The sequence below is a fragment of the Limimaricola cinnabarinus LL-001 genome, assembly GCF_000466965.1.
Lineage (GTDB): Bacteria > Pseudomonadota > Alphaproteobacteria > Rhodobacterales > Rhodobacteraceae > Limimaricola > Limimaricola cinnabarinus.
In genome coordinates this window covers 21,863-46,200 of record NZ_BATB01000024.1, presented here as the reverse complement: position 1 = coordinate 46,200, position 24,338 = coordinate 21,863, and the positions used below count along the sequence as shown (strand labels likewise).

The 24,338-nt window shown below is 66.9% G+C and carries 21 protein-coding genes and 2 pseudogenes; 19 read left to right on the top strand and 4 right to left on the bottom strand.

The window, feature by feature from the left end; translation table 11 throughout:
• Positions 1-62 precede the first annotated feature (62 nt).
• Complete coding sequence (locus MBELCI_RS09960; protein ID WP_045319978.1) at positions 63-314, top strand: hypothetical protein; 252 nt, start codon at positions 63-65, stop codon at positions 312-314.
• Between the two features lie 92 nt (positions 315-406).
• Here MBELCI_RS09960 and MBELCI_RS09955 read toward each other — a convergent pair whose 3' ends face one another.
• A complete protein-coding gene (locus MBELCI_RS09955) occupies positions 407-631 on the bottom strand; it encodes a hypothetical protein (RefSeq protein WP_021694063.1) in 225 nt (74 codons plus the stop codon).
• 577 nt (positions 632-1,208) lie between these two features.
• On the opposite strand from MBELCI_RS09955, the gene MBELCI_RS09950 reads away from it, so the two are divergent.
• The 17 genes and pseudogenes from MBELCI_RS09950 to MBELCI_RS09870 all read left to right on the top strand — a co-directional run bounded on the left by MBELCI_RS09950 (position 1,209) and on the right by MBELCI_RS09870 (position 19,391).
• A complete protein-coding gene (locus tag MBELCI_RS09950) occupies positions 1,209-3,143 on the top strand; it encodes a PrkA family serine protein kinase (protein ID WP_021694062.1) in 1,935 nt (644 codons plus the stop codon).
• 13 nt (positions 3,144-3,156) lie between these two features.
• On the top strand, positions 3,157-4,473 hold the full coding sequence (locus MBELCI_RS09945; protein WP_021694061.1) for a YeaH/YhbH family protein: 1,317 nt from the start codon (positions 3,157-3,159) through the stop codon (positions 4,471-4,473).
• On the top strand, positions 4,466-5,941 hold the full coding sequence (locus MBELCI_RS09940; RefSeq protein WP_021694060.1) for a SpoVR family protein: 1,476 nt from the start codon (positions 4,466-4,468) through the stop codon (positions 5,939-5,941). Before MBELCI_RS09945 ends, MBELCI_RS09940 begins: the two co-directional genes overlap by 8 nt.
• 89 nt (positions 5,942-6,030) lie before the next feature.
• A complete protein-coding gene (locus tag MBELCI_RS09935) occupies positions 6,031-8,325 on the top strand; it encodes a bifunctional salicylyl-CoA 5-hydroxylase/oxidoreductase (protein WP_021694059.1) in 2,295 nt (764 codons plus the stop codon).
• Positions 8,325-9,083 (top strand): SDR family NAD(P)-dependent oxidoreductase, encoded by a 759-nt coding sequence (locus tag MBELCI_RS09930; protein WP_045319982.1) that lies wholly within the window; start codon positions 8,325-8,327, stop codon positions 9,081-9,083. The genes MBELCI_RS09935 and MBELCI_RS09930 overlap by 1 nt, the downstream gene beginning before the upstream one ends.
• Positions 9,080-9,541, top strand: a complete 462-nt coding sequence (locus MBELCI_RS09925; RefSeq protein ID WP_021694057.1) for a MarR family winged helix-turn-helix transcriptional regulator — start codon at positions 9,080-9,082, stop codon at positions 9,539-9,541. Before MBELCI_RS09930 ends, MBELCI_RS09925 begins: the two co-directional genes overlap by 4 nt.
• Positions 9,538-10,329: an enoyl-CoA hydratase family protein gene (locus tag MBELCI_RS09920; RefSeq protein ID WP_021694056.1), complete on the top strand. Its 792-nt coding sequence runs from the start codon at positions 9,538-9,540 to the stop codon at positions 10,327-10,329. Before MBELCI_RS09925 ends, MBELCI_RS09920 begins: the two co-directional genes overlap by 4 nt.
• A gap of 1 nt (position 10,330) precedes the next feature.
• A pseudogene (locus MBELCI_RS09915) lies at positions 10,331-11,481 on the top strand (acyl-CoA dehydrogenase family protein).
• A gap of 65 nt (positions 11,482-11,546) precedes the next feature.
• Positions 11,547-13,169, top strand: coding sequence for an AMP-binding protein (locus tag MBELCI_RS09910; RefSeq protein ID WP_021694054.1), 1,623 nt, complete (start codon positions 11,547-11,549; stop codon positions 13,167-13,169).
• A gap of 14 nt (positions 13,170-13,183) precedes the next feature.
• Positions 13,184-13,957: a tryptophan 2,3-dioxygenase gene (gene kynA, locus MBELCI_RS09905; protein ID WP_045319981.1), complete on the top strand. Its 774-nt coding sequence runs from the start codon at positions 13,184-13,186 to the stop codon at positions 13,955-13,957.
• Between the two features lie 36 nt (positions 13,958-13,993).
• Positions 13,994-15,130 carry an ABC transporter substrate-binding protein gene (locus MBELCI_RS09900; RefSeq protein WP_021694052.1) on the top strand — a complete coding sequence of 379 codons (1,137 nt, stop codon included), beginning with the start codon at positions 13,994-13,996 and terminating at the stop codon, positions 15,128-15,130.
• 54 nt (positions 15,131-15,184) lie between these two features.
• On the top strand, positions 15,185-16,105 hold the full coding sequence (locus MBELCI_RS09895; protein ID WP_021694051.1) for a branched-chain amino acid ABC transporter permease: 921 nt from the start codon (positions 15,185-15,187) through the stop codon (positions 16,103-16,105).
• Between the two features lie 44 nt (positions 16,106-16,149).
• Complete coding sequence (locus MBELCI_RS09890) at positions 16,150-17,130, top strand: branched-chain amino acid ABC transporter permease (RefSeq protein WP_021694050.1); 981 nt, start codon at positions 16,150-16,152, stop codon at positions 17,128-17,130.
• A complete protein-coding gene (locus tag MBELCI_RS09885; RefSeq protein ID WP_021694049.1) occupies positions 17,123-17,872 on the top strand; it encodes an ABC transporter ATP-binding protein in 750 nt (249 codons plus the stop codon). The genes MBELCI_RS09890 and MBELCI_RS09885 overlap by 8 nt, the downstream gene beginning before the upstream one ends.
• Positions 17,869-18,558, top strand: coding sequence for an ABC transporter ATP-binding protein (locus MBELCI_RS09880; protein ID WP_045319977.1), 690 nt, complete (start codon positions 17,869-17,871; stop codon positions 18,556-18,558). The genes MBELCI_RS09885 and MBELCI_RS09880 overlap by 4 nt, the downstream gene beginning before the upstream one ends.
• 1 nt (position 18,559) lies before the next feature.
• Positions 18,560-19,003, top strand: a complete 444-nt coding sequence (locus tag MBELCI_RS09875; protein WP_021694047.1) for an acyl-CoA thioesterase — start codon at positions 18,560-18,562, stop codon at positions 19,001-19,003.
• Entirely contained in the window at positions 18,993-19,391 is a 399-nt protein-coding gene (locus tag MBELCI_RS09870) for a RidA family protein (RefSeq protein WP_021694046.1), read from the top strand. Before MBELCI_RS09875 ends, MBELCI_RS09870 begins: the two co-directional genes overlap by 11 nt.
• On the opposite strand, the gene MBELCI_RS09865 is transcribed toward MBELCI_RS09870, so the two are convergent.
• The 3 genes and pseudogenes from MBELCI_RS09865 to MBELCI_RS09855 form a co-directional block, all read right to left on the bottom strand.
• The gene (locus tag MBELCI_RS09865; RefSeq protein WP_021694045.1) at positions 19,388-20,137 is read right to left on the bottom strand and encodes a metallophosphoesterase; all 750 of its coding nucleotides are present in this window, start codon (positions 20,135-20,137) and stop codon (positions 19,388-19,390) included. The two genes, MBELCI_RS09870 and MBELCI_RS09865, sit on opposite strands and share 4 nt — an antisense overlap.
• Before the next feature lie 37 nt (positions 20,138-20,174).
• Positions 20,175-21,730, bottom strand: a pseudogene (locus tag MBELCI_RS09860) (CRTAC1 family protein).
• Positions 21,727-22,992, bottom strand: a complete 1,266-nt coding sequence (locus MBELCI_RS09855) for an ROK family protein (RefSeq protein WP_021694043.1) — start codon at positions 22,990-22,992, stop codon at positions 21,727-21,729. The pseudogene MBELCI_RS09860 and the gene MBELCI_RS09855 overlap by 4 nt, the downstream one beginning before the upstream one ends.
• A gap of 214 nt (positions 22,993-23,206) precedes the next feature.
• Between MBELCI_RS09855 and xylF the strand changes: the two genes are divergently transcribed.
• Entirely contained in the window at positions 23,207-24,241 is a 1,035-nt protein-coding gene (xylF, locus tag MBELCI_RS09850; protein ID WP_021694042.1) for a D-xylose ABC transporter substrate-binding protein, read from the top strand.
• Positions 24,242-24,338: the final 97 nt, after the last annotated feature.

Sequence of the window (24,338 nt, the reverse complement as noted above, 5' to 3'; positions counted from 1 at the left end):
TCGAACGCCAAGATCGTCACAACCGTCGACGAAATGCTCGACGAGACCATGCGACTGAAGCGATGACATCGCCGCGCGGGATAGCACGGGCGGCGCAGAGCGCGAATGACGACAGGCCGCCGGAGATCCAAGTCGAGCGGATCGGCATGGCGCGCCTGATCGAGGCGCTTTGCGAGGCGGCCGCGATCGACTGCCGGGAGGGCAGGCCGGCGCGCGCGCCTTCGTCCGATGCGGCGCGGTCGGTCCACGAGACAGACGTGGAAGAGCCGGTCGCGCCGCATCTTGTGCCTCGCAGTCGCGCGAAGGGCGGTTAGCGCCGCTCTGGCCGATATCGGCTGTCCTGCGGGCAAAGGCCCGCCGGGCGGTCGATCGGCATCGGATGAGCGAAGGTCCGGACACCAGGCGATCAGTCGTAATGTGCCCCGGCATGGACGTGCAGCTTCGGCGCGTTCTCGCGCACCTGCACTTCATGGGTTTCTCCATCGATGACCATCTCGACGATCACGAAACCGGGGAGCGTCCGCATCGTTTCGGCACCGGCCCGTGGCGTGAAGGCCAGCTCTCCGAAAAGGCCGGCGCACAGGGCGATGAAGAGTGTGAGGGCAATGGGGCGGACACGTTTGATGGTCATGACTATATCTCCTTTTGACGGGACGCGGCCCTAGTTTGATCTCGGGTTTCCAAACTTCGGTGAATAATTCTTGGGGCAGGAATGTGGCCGACTATCTGGACGTCACGTTCCGCTGGGCCCGAACGCGGCGTTACGAGCGAAATCGACGTTTCCGACACGCCATCCGAAGACAATTTCGAAGGCCCGAAAGTTACGGCGGATCGACCGCTTCGCCCGGGAGTCATCCTGAAGGCCCGAACGAAGGTCGCGATGCTCGCGACATGCCTCCCGTGGCGAATGCTGCCGGTAAGACAGGGCATCGCGCCTTTGCACTCGACGCCCGCCCCCTTGGGGCCGTTCACGCGGGGCGTGTCAGGGTCGTCGCGCTTTTGATCAGGTTGGCCGGTCCGGTCCGGTTGAAAAGCCCGGTTTCGCCCAAGTCACATCGCCCTCTCCGAAACATGATCGGTGACGTTCCGTAAATCTCCGTGATTTGCCAGATCGCTCTCACCACATAATATGATGGAAAGAAAAAGATTCGCCTGATGGGACGGTGACCGCGCGCTTGGGCTGCGCCAACCGACGAGAGAGTAGGCCGATGGATGTCTTTACCCGCTACGCCGAAAGCTATGCCAGCTCCCGTATAGAAGAGCTGACGTTGCAGGACTACCTGCTGCGATGTCGCGAGGATCCCTTGGTGCGCGCCACCGCCGCGGAGCGGATGATGCGCGCCATAGGCGAGCCGGAGCTGGTCGACACCAGTCACGACCAGAGGTTGGGGCGGATCTTTCTCAATCGCACCGTGAAGATCTACCGCGCCTTCGAAAGCCTTTACGGCAACGAGGAGGTGGTCGAGCGGATCGTCGGGTTCTTTCGCCACGCAAGTCAGGGCCTCGAGGAGCGCAAGCAGATCCTCTATCTGCTCGGCCCGGTGGGGGGCGGCAAATCGACCATCGCCGAGATCCTCAAGGCGCTGATGGAGAAGGAGCCGATCTACGTCCTCAAGGCGGGCGACCAGATCAGCCCGGTCTTCGAAAGCCCGCTGGGCCTGTTCGACCGCGAGCGGTTCGGCGATCTGCTGGAGGACAAGTACGACATTCCTCGCCGCCTGCTCACCGGGCTCATCAGCCCTTGGGCGGTCAAGCGGCTCGAGGAGTTCGGCGGCGATATCAGCCGGTTCTCCGTGGTGCGGATGCAGCCGTCACGGCTTCGGCAGATCGGCGTCACCAAGACCGAGCCGGGCGACGAGAACAACCAGGACGTCTCGGCGCTGGTCGGCAAGCTCGACATCCGCAAGCTCGAACACATGGGTCAGGACGACCCCGACGCCTACAGCTATTCGGGCGGGCTCAACCGGACCACGCAGGGGCTGTTGGAATTCGTCGAGATGTTCAAGGCGCCGATCAAGGTGCTGCATCCGCTGCTCACCGCGACGCAAGAAGGCAGCTATACCGGCACCGAGAACATCGGCGCGATGCCCTATCAGGGGCTGATCATCGCCCATTCGAACGAGGCCGAGTGGCGCCAGTTCAAGGGCAACCGCAACAACGAGGCCTTCCTCGACCGAATCTCGGTGGTGAAGATCCCTTATTGCCTGCGGGCCACCGAGGAGTCGCGGATCTACGACAAGCTCTTGCGCGAAAGCTCGCTGTCGAGCGCGCCCTGCGCCCCCGAAACCCTGCCGATCCTGGCGCGGTTCTCGGTGCTGACACGGCTTCAGGACCACGAGAACTCGACGCTTTATTCCAAGCTGCGCACCTATGACGGCGAGACGCTCAAGCACACCGATCCCAAGGCGCGCTCTTTGCAGGAATATCGCGATGCGGCGGGTGCAGACGAAGGCATGACCGGCGTGTCGACCCGCTTTGCCTTCAAGGTGCTGGCCGAGACCATCAATCACGACGTCGACGAGGTGGGCGCCGATCCGGTGCACCTGATGTATGTGCTCGAACAGGCGGTGCGGCGCGAGCAGTTCCCCGAGGAGACCGAGGCGCGCTATCTCGACTTCCTCAAGTCGGATCTGGCTCCGCGCTATGCCGAGTTCATCGGCGAGGAGATCCAGAAGGCCTATCTGGAGAGCTATTCCGATTACGGCCAGAACCTGTTCGACCGCTACATCGCCTATGCCGATGCCTGGATCGAGGATCAGGACTACAAGGACCCCGATACCGGGCAGATGTTCGACCGCGACGTGCTCGAGGCCGAGCTTGCCAAGATCGAGAAGCCCGCGGGCGTGTCGAACCCCAAGGACTTCCGCAACGAGGTGGTGAAGTTCGTGCTGCGGGCGCGGGCCGAGAATGAGGGCCGCAACCCCGACTGGCGCGGCTACGAGAAGCTGCGCCGGGTGATCGAGAAGCGCATGTTCTCCCGTGTCGAGGACCTGCTTCCCGTGGTCAGCTTCGGAGCCAAGCGCGACAAGGACACGGACGCGAAACACGCCGAGTTCGTCGAGCGGATGGGCGAGCGGGGCTACACCCCGCGCCAGGTCAGGAGGCTTGTGGAGTGGTACATGCGGGTGAACAAATCGGGCTGAGGGGCGCAGGGTCATGACCCATTTCATCGACCGTCGCCTCAACCCCAAGGGTCGCAGCACCGGCAACCGCCGCCGCTTCATCGGCCGCATCAAGGCGCATGTGCGCGAGGCGGTGGACGCCAGCGTGCGCAAGCGCGGCATCACCGACATGGAGGCCGGCACGGAAGTGAGCGTGCCGCGTGACAGCCTCTCCGAGCCGTCGTTCCGCCACGCCTCCAAGGGGGGGCTGCGCGAGGGCGTGCTGCCCGGCAATCGCAACTTTCGGGCAGGCGACGAGATCGAGCGTCCGCCGCCGGGCGGTGGCGGCGCGGGCCGCAAGGGCGCGCCCGATGGCGAGGGCGAGGATGACTTCGTCTTCGCGCTGTCGCGGGACGAGTTTCTCGACATCTTCTTCGAAAATCTCGAACTGCCCGACCTGATCAAGCGCAGCCTCGCGGGAAGCTCGGTCGCGCGGCCGCGCCGGGCGGGGCTCTCGGTCACGGGCTCGCCCGCCAACCTCAATGTCGGGCGTACCATGCGCCGCGCCATGGGCCGCCGCATCGCGCTGCGCCGCCCCTCGGACGCAAAGCTCGACGACATGCGCGAACGGCTTTTCGCGCTCGAGGCAGTGTTCGAGCCCGACGCCGCCCAGCGCGCCGAGATGGCCCGCCTGCAAGGAGAGATCGAAGCCGCCACCGCGCATCGGCGCCGCGTGCCCTATCTCGATCCGCTCGATCTGCGCTACAGCCATTTCGAGCCGCAGCCAGAGCCGCGCGCGCAGGCGGTCATGTTCTGCCTGATGGACGTCTCGGCCTCGATGGGGGCGCGCGAAAAGGACCTCGCCAAGCGGTTCTTCGTGCTGCTGCACCTGTTTCTCACGCGGCGCTACGATACGGTGGACCTCGTTTTCATCCGCCACACGCATCTCGCCTCCGAGGTCGACGAACAGACCTTCTTTCACTCGCGCGAAAGCGGTGGCACCATGGTCTCGACCGCCTTGGCCGAGATGCACCGCGTGCAGTCCGAGCGCTACCCGGCGTCGGAATGGAACATCTACGCGGCCCAGGCTTCGGATGGCGACAACTACCAGGGCGATAGCCGCGACTGCCAGATCTGGCTCGAGAGCGAGCTTCTGAAGATCTGCCAGCATTTCGCCTATGTGGAGATCATCGGTGAGGCTGAGGCGCGGATTTTGCGCGACGCGGCGCGCGGCACCGAGCTGTGGATGGCCTACCGCGAGGTGGCGGAGCGCTGGCCCAATTTCGCGATGCGGCGCGTGGCGGGGGCGGGCGACATCTACCCGGTGTTCCGCGATCTTTTCGCCCGTCGATCGGAGGCCGCCCATGGCTGAGTTGCTGTTCGACGGACCCGACTGGAATTTCGACACGCTGCGGCGCACCACCGAGGCGATCGAAAAGGTCGCGCGCGAGGATCTCGGCCTCGATACCTATCCCAACCAGATCGAGATCATCTCGACCGAGCAGATGCTCGATGCCTATTCTTCGACCGGCATGCCGCTGATGTATCGCCATTGGTCCTTCGGCAAGCAGTTCATCCACCACGAGCGGCTCTATTCCAAGGGCGTGCAAGGGCTGGCCTACGAGATCGTCATCAACTCCGATCCCTGCATCTGCTACTGCCTCGAAGAGAACACCATGCCGATGCAGGCGCTGGTGATCGCCCACGCCGCCTTCGGCCACAACCATTTCTTCAAGTCGAATCATTTATTCCGGCAATGGACCGACCCGCGCGGCATCCTCGATTATCTCGACTATGCCCGCAATTTCCTCGGCCAATGCGAGGAACGCCACGGGCCGGCACAGGTCGAGCGCACGCTCGATGCGGCACATGCGCTGATGAGCGCCTCGGTCTTTCGGCACCGCCGCCCGGCGCAGCCCTCGCTGCGCGCCGAGGCCCAGCGCGCCGAAAAGCGGATCGAGGATGACGAGCGCGCGGCGCATTATCTCTGGAGCCGGATCGAGGCCGAGCATCGGTCGCAGGATCACGAGGGCGAAGCCGCGGCCCGCCGCCATGCGCTGGGCCTGCCGGAGGAGAACCTGATCTATTTCCTCGAACGTCACAGCCCCGTGCTCGATCCGTGGCAGCGGCAGGTGCTGCGCATCGTGCGCAACATCGCGCAGTATTTCTATCCGCAGCGCCAGACGCAGGTGATGAACGAGGGCTGCGCCTGCTTCGTGCATTTCCACATCCTCAACCGCCTGCACGAACAGGGCCGGATCAGCGACGGCGCGATGCTCGAGATCCTGCACAGCCATTCGGGTGTGCTGTTCCAGCCCGGCTACGACCATCCGGGCTATTCGGGCATCAACCCCTATGCGCTGGGCTTCGCGATGATGCGCGACGTGCAGCGGATCTGCGAGGCTCCCACGCAGGAGGACCGCGACTGGTTTCCCGCCATTGCGGGATCGCGCGACTGGCGCGGCGTGCTCAAGGACGCTTGGGCCAATTACCGCGACGAAAGCTTCATCCAGCAATTCCTGAGCCCCAAGGTGATGCGCGACCTGCGGCTGTTCGGCCTGCGCGACGCCGAGACCGAGGAGACCATGAGGGTCACCGCGATCCATGACGAGGGGGGGTATCACGCCGTGCGCGACACGCTGGCGCGCAGTTATGACCTGTCGAGCCGCGCGCCGGACATCGAGGTGCTCGACGCCGATCTCGCGGGCGACCGGATCCTGCGGCTGCGCCACACGCTGCGCAACGAGGTGCCACTCGAGCCGCGCGAACGCGAGGCGACGCTGGCATGCCTGCGCGACCTGTGGGGCTATGATGTCGAGATCGAGGAGGCGTCGAGCTGAAATCGGCAGAAGTTTCAAGCACAGATATTTTAAGCTTGAAGTGAATCGGGGTGCGTCCTAGCCTCTTTCTGACAGTTCAGGGAGGGGCCATGAGGATCGCGTGCATCGGTGGAGGGCCGGCGGGGCTCTATTTCGCCATATCGGCCAAGCTGCGCGATCCCTCGCACGAGATCGTGGTGATCGAGCGCAACCGCGTCGACGACACCTTCGGCTGGGGCGTCGTGCTGTCTGACGAAACGCTGGGCAATCTCTCGGCCAACGATCCGGTCTCGGCCGCAACGATCCGCGATCACTTTGCCTATTGGGACGATGTGGCGGTGGTGAAGGACGGTGCGCGCGTCGTCTCGACCGGCCATGGTTTCTGCGGCATCGGGCGCAAGCGGCTGTTGCTGATCCTGCAGGAGCGGGCGCGCGAGCTGGGCATCGAGCTGCGGTTCGAGACCGAGGTGGGGGCGGTGTCCGGCTATGCCACCAGCCATGATCTCGTGGTCGCCGCCGACGGTCTGAACTCCCGCACCCGCACCGAGTTCGAGGAGGTGTTCCGTCCCGAGATCGACCGCCGCCGCTGCCATTTCACCTGGCTCGGCACGACCCGGACCTTCGCCGATGCCTTCACCTTCATCTTCGAGAAGACCCGTCACGGCTGGGTCTGGGCGCATGCCTACCAGTTCGAGCCGGGCACCGCGACCTTCATCGTCGAATGCGCGCCCGAGACCTTCCGCGCCTGGGGCTTCGACGAAATGAGCCAGGACGACTCCATCGCCACCTGTGAGGAGATCTTCCGCGATCACTTGGGCGGCCATCCCCTGATGACGAACGCGCGCCATATCCGCGGCTCGGCCTGGATCAACTTCCCCCGCGTGCTATGCGAGCGCTGGTACACAGGCAACATCGTGCTGCTGGGCGACGCCGCCGCGACCGCGCATTTTTCGATCGGCAGCGGCACCAAGCTCGCGCTTGAATCCGCGATCGCTCTGGCCGAGGAGCTCACCTCCAAGCCCGATCTCACCGCCGCCTTCGAGAGCTACGAAGAGGCGCGCCGGGTCGAGGTGCTGCGCCTGCAATCGGCGGCGCGCAACTCGATGGAATGGTTCGAGGAGGTGGGGCGCTACCTCGATCTCGATCCCGTGCAGTTCAACTACTCGCTGCTGACCCGCAGCCAGCGGATCAGCCACGAGAACCTGCGCCTGCGCGATCCAGAATGGCTCGAGGGCGCGGAGCGCTGGTTCCAGAGCCATGCCGGGGTGCCACAGGATGCGCCCGTGCGCGCGCCGATGTTCGCGCCCTATGCGTTGCGCGGCATGGAGCTGAAGAACCGCGTCGTCGTCTCACCGATGGCCCAGTACAAGGCCAAGGATGGCTGCCCGACCGACTGGCACCTCGTGCATCTGGGCGAGCGGGCCAAAGGCGGCGCGGGGCTGGTCTATACCGAGATGACCTGCGTGAGCGCGCGGGGGCGCATCACGCCGGGCTGTCCGGGGCTCTATGCGTCCGAGCATGAGTCGGCGTGGAGGCGCATCACGGATTTCGTTCATGTCGAAACCGACGCGAAAATCTGCTGTCAGATCGGCCATTCGGGGCGCAAGGGCTCGACCCAGCTCGGCTGGGAGGAGATGGACGCGCCCTTGAAAGACGACAATTGGGGGACCATTTCTGCCAGCCCGATCCCGTGGTCGGAGCGCAACCCCGCGCCGCGCGAAATGACCCGCGCGGACATGGAGGAGGTGACGGCGCAGTTCGTTGCCGCGACCGAGATGGCCGAGCGCGCGGGCTTCGACATGATCGAGCTGCACGCGGCGCACGGCTACCTCGTCTCGTCCTTCATCTCGCCCGTCTCGAACAGGCGCGGCGACGACTACGGCGGCAGCCTCGAGAACCGCATGCGCTGGCCGCTCGAGGTGTTTCGCGCGATGCGCGCGGCATGGCCCGAGGACAAGCCGATGTCGGTGCGCATCTCGGCCAATGACTGGGTCGGCGCGCATGGCGTGACGCCGGACGAGGCGGTCGAGATCGCGCGCGCCTTCTCTGCGGCCGGAGCCGACCTGCTCGACGTCTCGGCCGGACAGACCAGCATCGAAGCGACGCCCGTCTATGGCCGCATGTTCCAGACGCCGTTTTCCGACCGCATCCGCAACGAGGCTGGGATCGCGACCATGGCGGTCGGCAACATCTACGAGGCCGACCATGTGAACTCGATCCTGATGGCGGGACGCGCCGATCTGGTGGCCATCGCGCGCCCGCATCTCGCCGATCCCTACTGGACGCTGCATGCCGCGACCGCGATCGGCGATCGCCACGAGGCATGGCCCGATCCCTACCTGCCGGGCCGCGATCAGGCGTGGCGCCTCGCCGACAAGGCCGAGCAGATGGTGGAAAAGGTATGATGCAGCTTGCGGGACATCACGCGCTGGTCACCGGCGGCGGCACCGGGGTGGGGCGCGCCATCGCGCTGGCATTGGCCGCGCAGGGCGTGCGCGTCACGATCACCGGGCGGCGCGAGGCGCCGCTCCGCGAGACCGCCGGGGGGCAGGCGGAGATGGGGTGGATCACGGGGGATGTCACGCAAGCGGCCGACATGAGCCGCGTCGTGGCGCAAGCGGCACGAGACCGCGGCCCTGTGACCATCGCCATCGCCAATGCCGGCGCGGCCGAGAGCAAGCCGTTTGCCAAGACCACGGTGCAGGATCTCGACGCGATGCTCTCGGTCAACCTGCATGGCGTGTTCAACCTGTGGCAGGCGGCGCTACCGGGCATGCGCGAGGCGGGGCGCGGACGGCTCATCGTCATCGCCTCGACCGCCGGGCTCAAGGGCTATCCTTACGTCTCCGGCTATGTCGCGGCCAAGCATGCGGTGGTCGGGCTGACCCGCTCGCTGGCGCTGGAGCTGGCCCGCACGCCGATCACCGTCAACGCGATCTGTCCCGGCTTTGCCGAGACGCCGATGCTCGAAGAGAGCATCGACAACATCGTCGCCAAGACCGGGCGGAGCCGCGAAGAGGCCGCCAAGTCGCTGGCCTCGGGCAACCCGCAAGGCCGCTTCGTACAGCCCGACGAGGTGGCCGACGCGGTGCTGTGGCTCGCGGGCGACGGCGCGAGCGCGGTGACGGGTCAGGCGATTTCGGTATCCGGGGGCGAGACATGAACGTGGATGTGCAGGCGAAGATGGGCAAGACGCGGCTCAGGCTCTGGCTCAAGCTGTTGAAGACCTCGAACGCGGTCGAGACGGCGCTGCGCGACCGGCTGCGCACCGAGTTCAACACCACCCTGCCGCGCTTCGACGTGATGGCGGCGCTGGCGCGCAGCCCCGAAGCTCTCAAGATGTCCGAGCTGTCGCGGCGGCTGCGCGTGTCGAACGGCAACGTCACCGGCATCGTCGACCGGCTCGAGGCCGAAGGCCATGCCGAGCGCCACGCGGTGGCGGGCGACCGCCGCGCCATGGAGGTGCGGCTGACCGGCAAGGGGCGCGCGCATTTCAATACGCTGGCTGTGGCGCACGAGGCTTGGGTCAACGAACTCATGGGCGCGATCACCGAGGCTGAGGCCATGCGCATCATGGAGGACCTCGACAGCGTGGCCCGCGATCTGGAGGGGAAGCGATGAGCGCGCATTTCAAGCTGGAGCGCGACGGTGCGGTCGCCGTGGTGCGGCTCGACCGGCCCGAGCGCAAGAACCCTTTCACCTTCCAAAGCTACGCCGCGCTGCGCGACTGGTTTCGCGATCTCGTGGAGGACGAGGAGATCCACGCCGTCGTCATCGCCCCCAATGGCGGCAACTTCAGCTCTGGCGGCGATGTCGAGGACATCATCGGCCCGCTCACCGAGCTCGACATGAAGGGGCTCTTGGGCTTCACCCGGATGACCGGCGATCTGGTCAAGGCGATGCTGACCTGCGGCAAGCCGATCATCGCCGCCGTGGATGGCGTCGCGGTCGGCGCGGGCGCGATTCTCGCCATGGCGTCCGACATCAGGCTCGCCACGCCGGAGGCGAAGACGGCGTTCCTGTTCAACCGCGTCGGGCTGGCCGGTTGCGACATGGGAGCCTGCGCGATGCTGCCCCGGATCATCGGGCAAGGGCGCGCGGCGGAGCTGCTCTACACCGGCCGGGTGATGAGGGCCGAAGAGGGCGCCGCTTGGGGCTTTTTCAACCGTCTCGTCGGCGGCCACGAGTTGGAGGCCGAGGCGCTCAAGCTGGCGGGGCGTATCGCGGCGGGTCCGCGCTTTGCCAACATGATGACCAAGACGATGCTCCTGCAGGAGTGGGACATGGGGCTCGAGCGCGCGATCGATGCCGAGGCACAGGCACAGGCGATCTGCATGCAGACCGAGGACTTCCGCCGCGCCTACCGCGCCTTCATGACGCGCGCAAAACCCGTCTTCGAAGGGGACTGACATGGCCGACAAGAGCTTTCTCGACTGGCCCTTCTTCGAGGAGCGGCACCGCGAGCTGTCAGAGGCGCTGGAGCACTGGGCCGTGCGACGGCTCTCAAGCATCGACCACGCCGACACAGACGCGGCCTGCCGCGATCTGGTGGCGCGGCTCGGGCAGGGCGGCTGGCTGGAGCACGCGCCTCCGAGGACGGCAAGCTCGACGTGCGCAGCCTGTGCCTGATCCGCGAGACGCTGGCGCGGCATGACGGCCTCGCCGATTTCGCCTTCGCGATGCAGGGGCTGGGATCGGGCGCGATCACGTTCTTCGGCTCGGACGCGCAAAAGGCGGAATGGCTGCCGAAGGTGCACTCGGGCCGCGCGATTTCGGCCTTCGCGCTGACCGAGCCGCAATCGGGATCGGACGTCGCCAACCTCTCCATGACGGCGCGGCGCGACGGCGACGGCTGGGTGCTCGACGGCGAGAAGACCTGGATCTCGAATGGTGGCATCGCCGATCTCTATGTCGTCTTTGCCCGCACCGGCGAGGGGCCGGGCGCCAAGGGTCTTTCGGCCTTCGTCGTGCCCGCCGACACGCCGGGGCTGCGGGTGGCCGAGCGGCTGGAAACCATGGCGCCACACCCGCTGGCGCGGCTGGCTTTCGAGGGGGCTCGACTGCCTGCCGATGCAATCATCGGCGCGCCGGGAGAGGGCTTTCGCATCGCGATGTCGGTTCTCGACGTGTTTCGTTCGACCGTGGCGGCAGCGGCGCTCGGTTTCGCCCGTCGGGCGATGGATGCGAGCCTCGATCGGGCGTCCTCTCGCGAGTTGTTTGGCGCGCCGTTGTTCGAAATGCAGATGGTGCAGGGGCACATCGCCGAGATGGCGCTCGACATCGACGCGGCGGCGTTGCTGACCTACCGCGCCGCCTGGACCAAGGATAGCGGCGCGCCGCGCGTCAGCCGCGAGGCGGCGATGGCCAAGCTGTTCTCGACCGATCAGGCACAGAAGATCATCGACGCGGCGGTGCAGATCCATGGCGGCGACGGGGTGCGGTCGGGCTCGGTGCCTGAGACGCTCTACCGCGAGATCCGCGCGCTCAGGATCTATGAGGGCGCGAGCGACGTGCAGAAAATCATCATCGCCCGCGCCGCGATGGCCGCGCACGCAGGCTAGGGCAGGGACCGCGCCGCCGGGGAAGGGGAGAGCCCCGGCGGTGCGGATCAGGGGAGGAAAGACAGATGCTGGGACCGACCGCGCATGAGGACAGCTTCTCGCGCGACAACCTGCCGCCATTCGATCAGTGGCCCGAGCTTCTGCTCGACGGCTTCGACTACCCCGAGCGCCTCAACGCCGGGGTCGAGCTGTGCGACCGGCTGGTCGAGCAGGGCATGGGCGACCGAATGGCACTCATCGGCAATGGCCGCCGCCGCAGCTACAAGGAGCTGATGGACTGGACCAACCGCATCGCACGGGTGCTGGTCGAGGACTACGGCGTGAAGCCCGGCAACCGGGTGCTGATCCGCTCGGCCAACAACCCGGCGATGGTGGCCTGCTGGCTCGCGGCGACCAAGGCGGGGGCGGTGGTGGTCAACACCATGCCGATGCTGCGCGCGGGCGAATTATGCAAGATCGTCGACAAGGCCGAGGTGGGCCTCGCGCTGTGCGACACGCGGCTGATGGACGAGATGGTCGCCTGCGCCAAGCAAAGCCCGCATCTGGCCAATGTGGTGGGCTTCGACGGCACCGCCAACCACGACGCCGAGCTGGACCGCGCCGCGCTCGACAAGCCAGTGACGTTTCACGCCGTGGAAACGGGGCGCGATGACGTGGCGCTGTTGGGCTTCACCTCCGGCTCGACCGGCGTGCCGAAGGCGACGATGCATTTTCACCGCGACCTGCTGATCATCGCGGACGGCTATGCAAAGGAAGTTCTGGGCGTCACGCCGGACGACGTCTTCGTCGGCTCGCCGCCGCTGGCTTTCACCTTCGGGCTCGGCGGCCTCGCGGTCTTCCCGCTGCGCTTCGGAGCGGCGGCGACGCTGCTGGAGACGGCCTCGCCGCCCAACATGATCGAGATTATCGAGAAGTATCGGGCGACCGTCTGCTTCACCGCGCCCACCGCCTACCGCGCCATGCTGCGCGCGATGGACGAAGGCGCGGATCTGTCGAGCCTGCGCTGCGCCGTTTCGGCAGGCGAAACGCTGCCCGCGCCAGTCTATCGTGAATGGATGGAAAAGACCGGCAAGCCGATGCTCGATGGCATCGGCGCGACCGAGCTTCTGCACATATTCGTCACCAACCGCCTCGACGACAGCCATCCGGGCTGCACCGGGCGCCCGGTCACCGGCTATGTCGCCAAGGTGGTCGATGACGAGATGAACGAAGTGCCGCGCGGCACGGTCGGCCAACTCGCGGTAAAGGGCCCCACCGGCTGCCGCTATCTCGCCGACGAGCGTCAGCGCGACTATGTCCGCGACGGTTGGAACCTCACGGGCGACGCCTTCGTGCAGGACGAGGAGGGCCGCTTCCACTTTGCCGCGCGCTCGGACGACATCATTCTCTCGGCGGGCTACAACATCGCCGCACCCGAGGTCGAGGCGGCGCTGCTGTCGCACGAGGCGGTGGCCGAATGCGCCGTGGTGGGCCATTCCGACCCGGATCGCGGGCAGGTGGTGCAGGCGCATGTGGTGCTGGCTGAGGGGATCGAGCGCTCGGATCTCACGACCAAGCTGCTGCAGGACCACGTGAAGGCGCAGATCGCGCCCTACAAGTATCCCCGCTCCGTCATTTTCTGCGACGCGCTGCCCAAGACCGAGAGCGGCAAGATCCAGCGCTTTCGCCTGCGCGAGGAGGTCAAGTGACCGACGATCCCGTCATGCGTTTCGAGGGCAGGATGTCCTACACCGACTATCTCGGCCTCGACGCCGTGCTCACCGCGCAGCACCCGCGCACGCAAGAGCATGACGAGATGCTGTTCATCGTGCAGCATCAGGTGACCGAGCTGTGGATGCGCCTCGCGCTGCACGAGTTGGACGCGGCGCGCGAGGCCATCGCCGCCGACCGGCTGCGCCCGGCCTTCAAGATGCTGACCCGCGTGGCGCGGATCTTCGAGCAGATGAACGCGGCATGGGACGTGCTCAGGACCATGACGCCGAGCGAATACACGCGTTACCGCGACGCGCTGGGGCAGTCCTCGGGCTTTCAGTCGTGGCAATACCGACTGATCGAGTTCACCGTGGGCAACCGCAACGAGAAGATGATCGGCCCGCACGAGCATCGTCCCGACATCGTGGAGCGGCTGCGCGCCGAGCTGGCCCGCCCGAGCCTTTACGACACCGCCATCGGCTGTCTGGCGCGCGCAGGCTTCGACGTGCCCGAGGCCGCGACCCATCCCAACGACCGTATCATGGCGGCATGGACGGAGGTGTACCGCGATCCCGAGACCCATTGGCCGCTCTACGAACTGGCCGAGAAGCTGGTGGATTTCGAGGACTACTTCCGCCGTTGGCGCTTCAACCACGTCACCACGGTGGAGCGGGTGATCGGTTTCAAGCGCGGGACGGGGGGCACGGGGGGCGTCAGCTACCTCAAGCGGATGCTCGAAATCGAACTCTTTCCAGAGCTTTGGCACTTGCGTACCAATCTATGACCGGCTCCAAGACCGGCATTCACAGGGGAGACGAGAATGACCAGATACCTGACGACGACCGCGCTGGCACTGTCGATGATCGGCACCGCGGCCATGGCCGAGCCGGTGAAGGTCGGCATGATCACCACGCTGTCGGGCGGCGGCGCCAGCCTCGGCATCGACACCCGCGATGGCTTCATGCTCGCGGTCGAGGAGGCGGGCAACCCGGAGCTTGAGGTCGTGATCGAGGACGACCAGCAAAAGCCCGAGGTCGCGGTGCAGCTGTCGGACAAGATGATCCAGTCCGAGAACGCCGACGTCCTGACTGGTATCGTCTGGTCGAACCTTGCCATGGCGGTGGTGCCGGGGGCGACACGGCAGGGCAAGTTCTACCTCTCCACCAACGCAGCGCCTTCGCAACTCGCCGGCAAGGGCTGTCACGAGAATTACTTCTCGGTCTCCTATCAGAACGACAATCTGCACGAGGCGGCGGGGCAATACGCCACTGACGAAGGCTATGCCCGCACCTTCATCATGGCGCCGAATTACCCCGCCGGCCAGGACAGCCTCTCTGGCTTCAAGCGCTTCTACGAGGGCGAGGTCGCGAGCGAGGTCTATACCCAGCTCGGCCAGACGGATTATGCCGCCGAGATCGCCCAGATCCGCGACAGCGGCGCCGATGCGCTGTTTTTCTTTCTGCCCGGCGGCATGGGCATCTCTTTCATGAAACAGTGGGCCGAGGCGGGCATCGACATGCCGGTCGTGGGTCCGGCCTTCTCCTTCAGTCAGGATATCCTGCCCGCCATCGGCGAAGCGGCGGTCGGCGTGAAGAACACCGCGCAATGGTCGCCAGATCTCGACAACGAAGCGAACAAGGCCTTCGTCGCGGGCTTCGAGGAGAAATACGACCGCCTGCCCTCGCTCTATGCGGCGCAGGGCTATGACACGGCCCGGCTGCTGCTCTCGGCGATGGAGACAGCCGACGTCTCGGACTCCGACGCCTTCCGCGAGGCGATCCGTGCCGCCGAGTTCGACAGCGTACGCGGCGACTTCGCCTTCGGGCCGAACCAGCACCCGGTGCAGGACATCTACGTGCGCGAGGTGATCTCCGAGGATGGCACGCTAACCAACAGGATCGTCGCCACGGCGATGGAAGACCGCGGCGACGCTTATGCCGAAGAGTGCAGCATGTAAGACCCTTCGCGGCGGGGCGCCACGGCCCGCCGCACCCCTGACGAAAGCGAGCCGATGTCGATGTTATTGCTGATAGAGCAGCTGCTGAACGGGCTTCAGTCCGGGCTGATGCTGTTCCTGATGGCCGCCGGGCTGACGCTGGTCTTCGGCGTGATGGGGCTCATCAACCTCGCGCATGGCTCGCTCTACATGGTCGGCGCCTTCGCCTGCGCGGGTGTCGCCGCCGCGACCGGCTCATTCTGGCTCGGCCTCGCGGCCTCGATCGCGGCGGCGGCGGCGGCAGGCGCGATCGTCGAGGTGGCGGTGATCCGCAGGCTCTATGCGCGTGACCATCTCGATCAGGTCCTCGCCACCTTCGCGCTGATCCTGATCATCTCCGAAGGCACGCGCTGGCTCTACGGCTCCTTCCCGCTCTATCTCAACGTGCCGCCCTCGCTTTCGGGCAGTGTCATCCTGCCGGGCGGCATCCAGTATTCGCTGTTCCGCCTCGCCATCATCGGCGTAGGGCTTCTCGTGGCGGTGGGGCTGTTCCTGCTGATCGGCAAGACGCGGATCGGGGTGCAGGTCCGCGCGGGCGAGGCCGACCGCGAGATGATCGCGGCGCTGGGCGTCGATATCGGCCGTCTCTACACGCTGGTCTTCGCGCTCGGCGCGGCGCTGGCAGGCATGGCGGGTGCGCTGGTGGGCACGATCCAGTCGGTGCAGGTCGGCATGGGCGAGCCGGTGCTGATCCTCGCCTTCGTGGTGATCGTCATCGGCGGCATCGGCTCGATCAAGGGCGCTTTGATCGGCGCGCTTCTGGTCGGGCTCACCGATACGATGGGGCGGGTGCTGCTGCCGTCGGTTTTCGACCTGTTCATGGAGACATCCGCCGCCACCAGCATGGGTGCTGCGCTGGCCTCGATGGCGATCTACATCCTCATGGCACTGGTGCTGCTCGTGAAGCCCGGCGGATTGTTCGGAGCGCGGGCATGAGTGCCGCTGAGATCACGGCGGCGCCCGAGAGGCAGAGAGGGCGCATGAACCGCGCACAGATCGTAAACGCCGCGCTGGCGCTCGGCCTCGTCGGCTTCGGCCTCGGCGTCTGGGCGATGGGCGAGATCTTCCTCGTGACGCTGGCCACCAAGGTAGCGATCCTCGCCATCGCCGGCGCCGGACTGAACCTCGTGCTGGGCTTTGGCGGGCTCGTCTCCTTCGGCCACTCCGCCTATTTCGGGCTGGGCGGCTACACCGCCGGCATCCTCGCGCATCATGCGCTGAACTATACGCCGATGTTTGAATGGCCCTTCCTGTTCGAAGGCACCACCTCGATGCCGGTGATCTGGATCACCGCCATGATCGTCGGCGCACTGGCGGCGGCGATGATCGGCGCGCTGTCGCTGCGGACCGCGGGCGTCTATTTCATCATGATCACCTTGGCCTTCGGGCAGATGATCTTCTACTTTGCTATTTCGTGGCCCGCCTATGGCGGCGAGGACGGGCTGCCGATCTACGTGCGCAACGGCTTTCCGGGGCTGAACACGCTCGATCCGATCCAGTTCTTCGGCCTCGTTTGCGCCGTGCTTTTCGCCGTGCTGGCCCTCATCGCGATACTGGCGCGCTCGCGCTTCGGCCTCGCGCTCCAAGCGGCGCGGCAGAACCGGCAGCGGCTGATGGCGGTGGGCATCCGTCCGGGCGGCGTGCTGCTGGTGGCCTTCGTGATCTCGGGCGCGATCACGGCGCTGGCGGGCGCGCTCTATGCCGATCTCAACCGCTTCGTCAGCCCCTCCATGCTGTCATGGCACCTGTCTGGCGAGCTTCTGGTGTTCCTGATCCTCGGCGGCACGGGGCGGCTCTTCGCGCCGCTCGCAGGGGCGGGGCTCTACATCGCGCTCGAACACTTGCTGGGCGGGGTCAGCGATCACTGGCAGCTCTTTTTTGGGCTGCTGCTCCTCGCTGTCGTGCTCTTCGCACGCGGCGGCGTCATCGGCTTCCTCGCGGAGGGCAAGCGTCATGGCTGAACCCACCCTCGACATCCGGGGCCTGTCAAAGAGCTTCGGTGCACTCAAGGCGACCGACGACGTGTCGCTCGACCTGCGCCCGGGCGAGATCCACGCGCTGATCGGGCCGAACGGTGCGGGCAAATCCACGCTGATCAAGCAGATCTCGGGCGAGATCGCGCCCGATGCGGGCGAGATCCGGCTCGACGGGCGCAGGCTCTCCGGCGTCGACGCGGCCGGGCGAGCGCGGCTTGGCATGGCGCGCAGCTTTCAAGTGTCCTCTGTCGCGTCCGAATTCACGGTGCTGCAAAACGTGGTGCTGGCGGCGCAGGGCGCGTCGGGGGCGACCTTCCGCTTTTTCCGCCCGGTGATGCGCGACACCGCGCTTCTCGATCCCGCGCGCGACTGCATCGCGCAGGCGGGGCTGATGGGGCGTGAAGATGTGCCCGCCGCCGCATTGGCGCATGGCGAGCGGCGCAAGCTCGAGATCGCGATGGCGCTGGCACTCAGGCCGCGGCTGTTTCTGCTCGACGAGCCGATGGCCGGAATGGGCACCGAGGGCGCACGGGCCTTGGGCGACCTGCTCGATGGTCTGCGCCACCGCGCGCCGATCCTGCTGGTCGAGCATGACATGGACGCGGTGTTCCGCCTGTCGGATCGGATCTCGGTGCTGGTCTATGGGCGCATCATCGCCACCGGTACGCCGGGCGAGATCCGCGCCGATCCCGAGGTGCAGCGGGTCTATCTGGGGGAGGAGGCATGAGCGTGCTTCTCGAGGTCGAGGAACTCCGTGCTTCCTATGGCGCGAGCCAGGCGCTGTTCGGCGTCTCCTTCAGCTTGCGCGAGGGGCAGGCACTGGCGCTGATGGGGCGCAATGGCATGGGCAAGACCACGACCATCGCCTGCATCACCCGGATGATGGCGGCGAATTCAGGGCGCATCGCCTTCGCCGGGCAGGACCTGTCGAGGCTGCCCTCGCACCGCGCGGCAAGGCTGGGCCTCGGCCTCGTGCCCGAAGGACGCCGCGCCTTTTCAGGGCTCACGGTGCGCGAGAACCTGTTGGCCGCCGCACGACGCGGCGAGTGGACGATGGCGCGCGTCTGCACGCTGTTCCCACGCCTTGCCGAGCGGGCCGGGCAGCGCGCCGAGACGCTTTCGGGCGGCGAACAGCAGATGCTGGTGATCGGCCGCGCGCTGATGACCAACCCCAAGCTCCTGATACTTGACGAGGCGACCGAAGGTCTCGCCCCGGTGGTGCGGGCCGAGATCTGGGCCGCGATCCGCGAGCTGAAGGCGAGAGGCCAGTCGATCCTCGTGGTCGACAAGTCGCTGCGCGAACTTGCGACGGTGGCCGATGACTGCGTGGTGCTGGAGCGCGGCCGCGACGTCTGGCACGGGCCGCCAGCCGCGCTGTCGGGCGCTCTCGCGCAGCAGTATTTGGGGGTGTGACATGCCATTCACCACCACGCGCAAGGTGCGGTTCGAGCATTGCGACCCGGCGGGCATCGTCTTCTACCCGCGCTATTTCGAGATGCTGAATGCCTGCATCGAGGACTGGTTCGAGGAACGTCTCGGTCGCAGCTTCGGGCAGATCCATGTCGAGGGCGGCCACGCCGTGCCGACCGCGCGCTGCGAGGTGCGTTTCACCGCGCCGAGCCGGATTGGCGATCCGCTGGCGCTGGCGCTCAGGCCGCGACGGCTCGGGCGTTCCAGCCTCGATCTGGAGATCGACATATCGAGCGGTGCAGAGGCGCGGCTGCACGCGGACTTCACGCTGGTTCATATCGCCCAAGCCACCGGACGACCCGAAACCTGGCCCGAGGCGCTGCGCCGCGCCATCGCGGCGGACATCGCCACGACAGTCACCGAAGGAGAGGCCCCGCATGGGACATGAGATCATCCACCCCGAAGGCTGGGCAGCCGCAAAGGGCTATGCCAACGGCGTGATGACCCCCGATGGGCATCTCTTCGTCGGCGGCCAGATCGGCTGGACCGCGGATCAGGTGTTCGAGAGCCACGACTTCATCGGCCAGATGGAGCAGGCGCTCAGGAACATCCTCGCAGTGGTCGAGGCGGCGGGCGGCGGGCCGGAGCATATCACCCGACTGACATGGTTCGTCACCGACAAGCGCGAATATCTCGCGCGGCAGAAGGAGGTGGGCGCGGCTTACCGCCGGGTGTTGGGCCGCAATTTTCCGGCGATGACCATGGTGATCGTCGCCGGTCTGGTCGAGGACGAGGCGTTGCTCGAGATCGAGGCGACCGCCGCGATCCCGCGCTAGGCGGGATCGGGCCGCATCCTCTCGCGCCCCTCGGGCGTGAGCAGGAACACCTCGCGCCCTTCGATCACCGCCGCCGCCAAGGGGCGCCCGTACGCCGCGCCCCCGTCGAGATTGACCCGGTTGCCGTGATGGCAGGGGTATTCGAGCGCGGTGTGGCCATGCACCACCAGCGGGCCGTGGTCGGAGCTGTCCTCGAGCCAGCCCTTGCGGATCCAGACGAGGTCGTCCTCGGTCTGCTCGCCCATCGGCACGCCGGGACGGATGCCCGCATGCACGAAGAGCGCCTCGCCCCGCAGATGGTAGAGCGGCAGCATCGCGAGGAAGTCGCGATGCGCGCGCGGCACGCGGTCAAGAGCCTCACGGTGCACATCATGGGGGTCGCGCCCCTCGACCGGGGCGACGCCGTAGCTTTCCAGTGTGGTGTCGCCGCCGAGACGGGGGTTGATCCAGTCGAGATCCTCGCGCAGGCCCGGATCATGCCAGTCGGGATCATCGAGAAATTTGCGGAACATGCGGTCGTGATTGCCCAAGATCACCGTCCAAGGCGCGCCGCCCTCGATTCCCTTGATCAGCATCTCGATCACGCCGTGGCTGTCGGGGCCGCGATCGACGAGATCGCCGAGATGGATAACCGGGCTTTGCGCGTCGCCGGTGCGGTCGCGATCCGCCGCGATGAGGTCATGCGCCGCCCGGAGCTTTTCGGGGTGGCCGTGAATGTCGCCGATGGCGTAGCTGCGTGTGTCCATGCCCGTCAGCCTAGCGTCGGCAGCGGCAACGGCAAGATCAGCCGGGCAGGGCGGCCCGATCTAGCGTGACGGTCCGGTCAGCTTCGACGGGGTGCGGGGCGGTGACGGTGCCGTCCGGCCATTCGACGGTCACGCGCGCGGCCGTGGCCTGCCCCAGACCGACATGCAGCGGCCCGAGCCGCCCGCCCGCATGTCCGCCGCCGATCACGCGTTGCAGGACCTGCCGCCCGGCTTCGGTCTCGACCGTCACCCGTGCGCCGATGGCGCTGCGGTTGCCGCCCGGCTGGACGAGATCGATGGCGAGCCAGTGGCCGGTTGCCCCCGTCACGTTGCGCCAAAGCTCCATCGGCGCGCGGCGGTTCACCACGACGAGGTCGAGCCGCCCGTCGCCGTCGAAATCCGCAAGCGCCGCGCCGCGCGACCTCTCGGTGGTGGCGATACCGGCCGCGACCGAGGCTTCGGCAAAGCGGCCATCGGCCTGCTGCATGAGCAGGTTGTTGGGGTCGCGCATGGCATTGGTGGGCATCTGGTCGACATTGCCCTTGGCGATGAAGAGATCGGCGCGCCCGTCATTGTCGATGTCGCCGAACTCGGCATGCCAGCCGGTCGAGGGGCGGCCATCATCGCCGACATGCGGACGCTGCGCATAAGAGCCGATGGAGAAGGGGGCGGCGGCATAGCTGCCGTCGGGCCGCGCGAGTTGCAGAAGCTGGTCGCCCATGGAGGTGAGCATCACCTCGTCGCGCCCGTCGGCGTCGAGATCGCGGCTGGCGATGCCCATGCCCCAGAGCGAGACGGTGGGCCAGCCATCGGCCTCGCCGAGAAAACGACGCGTCTCGATGTCCCACATCTGTTCGAAACCGCCGCGCACGTAATAATGCCGGTCGTTGGAGATGCGTAACGCAGCCTGCCCGCGCGCGTTGCGCGCCGCCAGCATCGACAGGGCGCAGAAGCCGGGCGAAAGCGTCTCCTCTCGCCAGCCATCCCCATCGGGCCGCAGGATCGCGTTGTCGTTGCAGGCTTCGAACGGGCCGTCGGGATCGTCGCGATCGACATAGTTGCCGATCGCCATTACGGGGCGGTCATCATCCTCCCACCACGCGGTGAAGGCGGTGGTCCATGCGTCGCCGGCGGGCAGGCCCATGGCCTCGGTCGCGTCTTCGAAGGCGCAGTCGCCCAAGCCGCGCAGCAGAAGGTTCGGCCCGGCGCGCATCACGAAGAGATCGGCACGCCCGTCGCGTCCGCGTCGAGAGGGTAGGCGCCGGTGACGCCGAGGAGGTCGGGCCGCGGCACGGGGTCGAAGGCGAAATCGCCCTTGTTGCGCAGCAGCAGCGCAGGCGCTTCGCCACCCGCTGCGAAAATGTCGGGCCGTGCGTCGTCGTTGCAGTCGAACACCGCGACGCCGCCGCCCACGAAATGCTCCCACCCGCCGGAATAGACATGCTCGGGAAGGGCTGATGAGCGGTCTTCGAACTTCGGCCCCGCGTCGGCGGTCCCCGCCGCGAGGAGGATCGACAGTCCCGCAAGCGCGGCTCCGCGCCGTGGGGCGCGGCGGATGGGCCGCCCCGAGCGGGACGTCCGGCCCCCGATCATGTCGCGCGCGCCCCGGCGAGCACCGTCTCGGTCACGGCGGCGAGGGCGAGGGCGCTGGCCCCGCGTGCCCAGACGAGATCGCCCCAGGCGTGGATTTCGATCCGCGCCGGTTCGCGCCCCTCGACCAGGGTGAGCGCGCGCATCTCGGCCAGCACCCCGTCGGCATAGAGATAATCATAGCGCATCCGTTCGCCCGAAAGGATCACCAGCTCGGGATCGAAGAGCTGGATCACGTTCGACAAACCGAGCGCGAGGTAGCGCCCGGCGCGGTTGAAGATCGAGCGGGCGGCGCGGTTGCCGGATTTGGCCTCGGCATAGAGCGCGTCGAGCATCACTTGCGGGCTTTGCGGCGCGCGGTTCAGCGCCGTGGCCGCTTCACGGGCCAGCGCGTAATCGGCGATATAGGCCTCGAGGCAACCGCGCTTGCCACAGCGGCACAGCGCGCCGTCGAGCTGCACCTTGGTGTGGCCCAACTCAAGCCCCATGCTGCGTTCGCCGCGGTAGAGGCGATTGTCGATGACGAGCCCCATGCCGACGCCGTGTTCGATGGTGACGACGGCAAAGTCCGAGCGCTGCCGCCCGACGCCGAACCACAGCTCGGCAAGCGTCAGCATGTTGGCGTCGTTGTCGACCAGCACCGGTAGGCCGAACCGGCGGCTGGCCTCCGCGCCCAGCGGCATGTCGGGGCCCAGATGCGGCGACCACAGCACCGTGCCGGTCTCGTGATCGACCATGCCCGACAGTCCGACGCCGACCGCGAGCAGATCCTTGCGCGGGCGTCCGGCCTGCGCCAGCACGGCATCGATCAGCGCGTCGATCTCGTCGCAGGTCTGCTCGAGGCTGCGCCGCATCGGCGGGGCGGGGCGGGCGGCGTCGGCGAGGATCGTGCCCGCGAAGTCGGCCAGCACGGCGGTGTTGCGCTCGTCCGAGATCTTGATCCCGATGACGAGCCGCCCCTCGGAGACAAGCTCGAGCGCCACGGGTGGACGGCCCCGCGCCGTGGGGGTCGCGGCGGCGGTCTCGACTTCTCGCAGCAGGCCAAGCCCGATCAATTCGGAGGTCAGCGTCGTGACCGATCCCGCGCTGACGCCCAAAGCGCGGGTGATGTCGGCGCGCGCGGCACGCCCGGCGGCGCGGACATGTTCGAGAATCTGTTGGCGCAGGGGCCGCGCCTCGCGCTGGCTTCCCGGTAATAGCGGTCCGACCCCCTGTTGCGGAGCGGCAACATCTGTGGCCGACCTCGCCGGATGCGTGTCGATCATAGTTCGACCCCCGAATTATCTGCGGACTTCCATCGGCCGATCTTTGCAAATCGCCCAAGATCCGACGCGCCCGCCACCGATTGTTACCGCCATCGGGCAGCGTTTGGCAAAATATATTTTGACAATCGAATTAAATATGCCACTGTGGCGTTCAACCGGCCTCAGGAGGGGTCGGCATCCCGGTGGGACGGGATACATCTTTGGGAGGATATCTATGCGCAACGCAATCATGGCCGCCGTCGCCCTGACGGCTGGCTTCAGCACGGCCGCGATCGCCGAACAGCACGGCATGACCGTGGGTGTCAGCTGGTCGAACTTCCAGGAAGAGCGCTGGAAGACCGACGAGGCCGCCATCAAGTCCGCGCTCGAGGCCGCCGGTGCCGAATACGTCTCGGCCGACGCCCAGTCGTCCTCCTCCAAGCAGCTGTCCGACGTCGAGAGCCTGATCGCGCAGGGCGTCGATGCGCTGATCATCCTCGCGCAGGACACGCAGGCCATCGGCCCGGCCGTGGATGCGGCCTTCAACGAAGGCATCCCGGTCATCGCCTATGACCGCCTGATCGAGGACGACCGCGCCTTCTACCTGACCTTCGACAACGTCGAAGTGGGCCGGATGCAGGCCCGCGCCGTGCTCGAAGCAGCCCCCGAAGGCAACTACGTGATGATCAAGGGCTCGCCCACCGATCCCAACGCCGACTTCCTGCGCGGCGGCCAGCAGGAAGTCCTGCAGGAGGCGATCGACAGCGGCAAGATCACCATCGTCGGTGAAGCCTATACCGATGGCTGGCTTCCCGCCAACGCCCAGCGCAACATGGAGCAGATCCTCACCGCCGAGGACAACGCCGTCGACGCCGTGGTCGCCTCGAACGACGGCACCGCGGGCGGCGCCGTGGCGGCGCTGACCGCGCAGGGCATGGACGGCATCCCGGTCTCGGGTCAGGACGCCGATCACGCCGCGCTCAACCGCGTGGCGCAGGGCACGCAGACCGTTTCGGTCTGGAAAGACAGCCGCGAACTGGGCCGCGAAGCCGGCGAGATCGCGATCGAGCTGGCCGGGGGCACCGAGATGGGCGCCATCGAGGGCGCGGAAGAGTGGACCTCGCCCGGAGGCACCACGCTCACCGCGAAGTTCCTCGATCCGGTCCCTGTGACCCGCGAGAACCTCGACGTAGTGGTCGATGCCGGCTGGATCGATCAGGAAACGCTCTGTCAGGGTGTCTCTGGCGACGTCGCCGCCTGCGCCAACTGACGCCTGCGCGTCCCGGCCCGGTGATCCGGGCCGGGACGCATCTTCGATTTTCGCGCGCGCTCCCCCGCGCCGCCTTTCTCCGTTCAGGAGCACCCCA

Excerpts from the sequence above, each read along its gene's own strand:
- MBELCI_RS09960 (WP_045319978.1), top strand. The coding sequence starts at position 63 with ATGACATCGCCGCGCGGGATAGCACGGGCGGCGCAGAGCGCGAATGAC.
- MBELCI_RS09930 (WP_045319982.1), top strand. The coding sequence starts at position 8,325 with ATGCAGCTTGCGGGACATCACGCGCTGGTCACCGGCGGCGGCACCGGG.
- MBELCI_RS09870 (WP_021694046.1), top strand. The coding sequence starts at position 18,993 with ATGGGACATGAGATCATCCACCCCGAAGGCTGGGCAGCCGCAAAGGGC.
- kynA (WP_045319981.1), top strand. The coding sequence starts at position 13,184 with ATGCGTTTCGAGGGCAGGATGTCCTACACCGACTATCTCGGCCTCGAC.
- MBELCI_RS09935 (WP_021694059.1), top strand. The coding sequence starts at position 6,031 with ATGAGGATCGCGTGCATCGGTGGAGGGCCGGCGGGGCTCTATTTCGCC.
- MBELCI_RS09880 (WP_045319977.1), top strand. The coding sequence starts at position 17,869 with ATGAGCGTGCTTCTCGAGGTCGAGGAACTCCGTGCTTCCTATGGCGCG.
- MBELCI_RS09890 (WP_021694050.1), top strand. The coding sequence starts at position 16,150 with ATGAACCGCGCACAGATCGTAAACGCCGCGCTGGCGCTCGGCCTCGTC.
- MBELCI_RS09955 (WP_021694063.1), bottom strand. The coding sequence starts at position 631 with ATGACCATCAAACGTGTCCGCCCCATTGCCCTCACACTCTTCATCGCC.
- MBELCI_RS09940 (WP_021694060.1), top strand. The coding sequence starts at position 4,466 with ATGGCTGAGTTGCTGTTCGACGGACCCGACTGGAATTTCGACACGCTG.
- MBELCI_RS09950 (WP_021694062.1), top strand. The coding sequence starts at position 1,209 with ATGGATGTCTTTACCCGCTACGCCGAAAGCTATGCCAGCTCCCGTATA.
- MBELCI_RS09925 (WP_021694057.1), top strand. The coding sequence starts at position 9,080 with ATGAACGTGGATGTGCAGGCGAAGATGGGCAAGACGCGGCTCAGGCTC.
- MBELCI_RS09865 (WP_021694045.1), bottom strand. The coding sequence starts at position 20,137 with ATGGACACACGCAGCTACGCCATCGGCGACATTCACGGCCACCCCGAA.
- MBELCI_RS09895 (WP_021694051.1), top strand. The coding sequence starts at position 15,185 with ATGTCGATGTTATTGCTGATAGAGCAGCTGCTGAACGGGCTTCAGTCC.
- MBELCI_RS09945 (WP_021694061.1), top strand. The coding sequence starts at position 3,157 with ATGACCCATTTCATCGACCGTCGCCTCAACCCCAAGGGTCGCAGCACC.
- MBELCI_RS09900 (WP_021694052.1), top strand. The coding sequence starts at position 13,994 with ATGACCAGATACCTGACGACGACCGCGCTGGCACTGTCGATGATCGGC.
- MBELCI_RS09920 (WP_021694056.1), top strand. The coding sequence starts at position 9,538 with ATGAGCGCGCATTTCAAGCTGGAGCGCGACGGTGCGGTCGCCGTGGTG.
- MBELCI_RS09910 (WP_021694054.1), top strand. The coding sequence starts at position 11,547 with ATGCTGGGACCGACCGCGCATGAGGACAGCTTCTCGCGCGACAACCTG.
- MBELCI_RS09885 (WP_021694049.1), top strand. The coding sequence starts at position 17,123 with ATGGCTGAACCCACCCTCGACATCCGGGGCCTGTCAAAGAGCTTCGGT.
- MBELCI_RS09855 (WP_021694043.1), bottom strand. The coding sequence starts at position 22,992 with ATGATCGACACGCATCCGGCGAGGTCGGCCACAGATGTTGCCGCTCCG.
- xylF (WP_021694042.1), top strand. The coding sequence starts at position 23,207 with ATGCGCAACGCAATCATGGCCGCCGTCGCCCTGACGGCTGGCTTCAGC.
- MBELCI_RS09875 (WP_021694047.1), top strand. The coding sequence starts at position 18,560 with ATGCCATTCACCACCACGCGCAAGGTGCGGTTCGAGCATTGCGACCCG.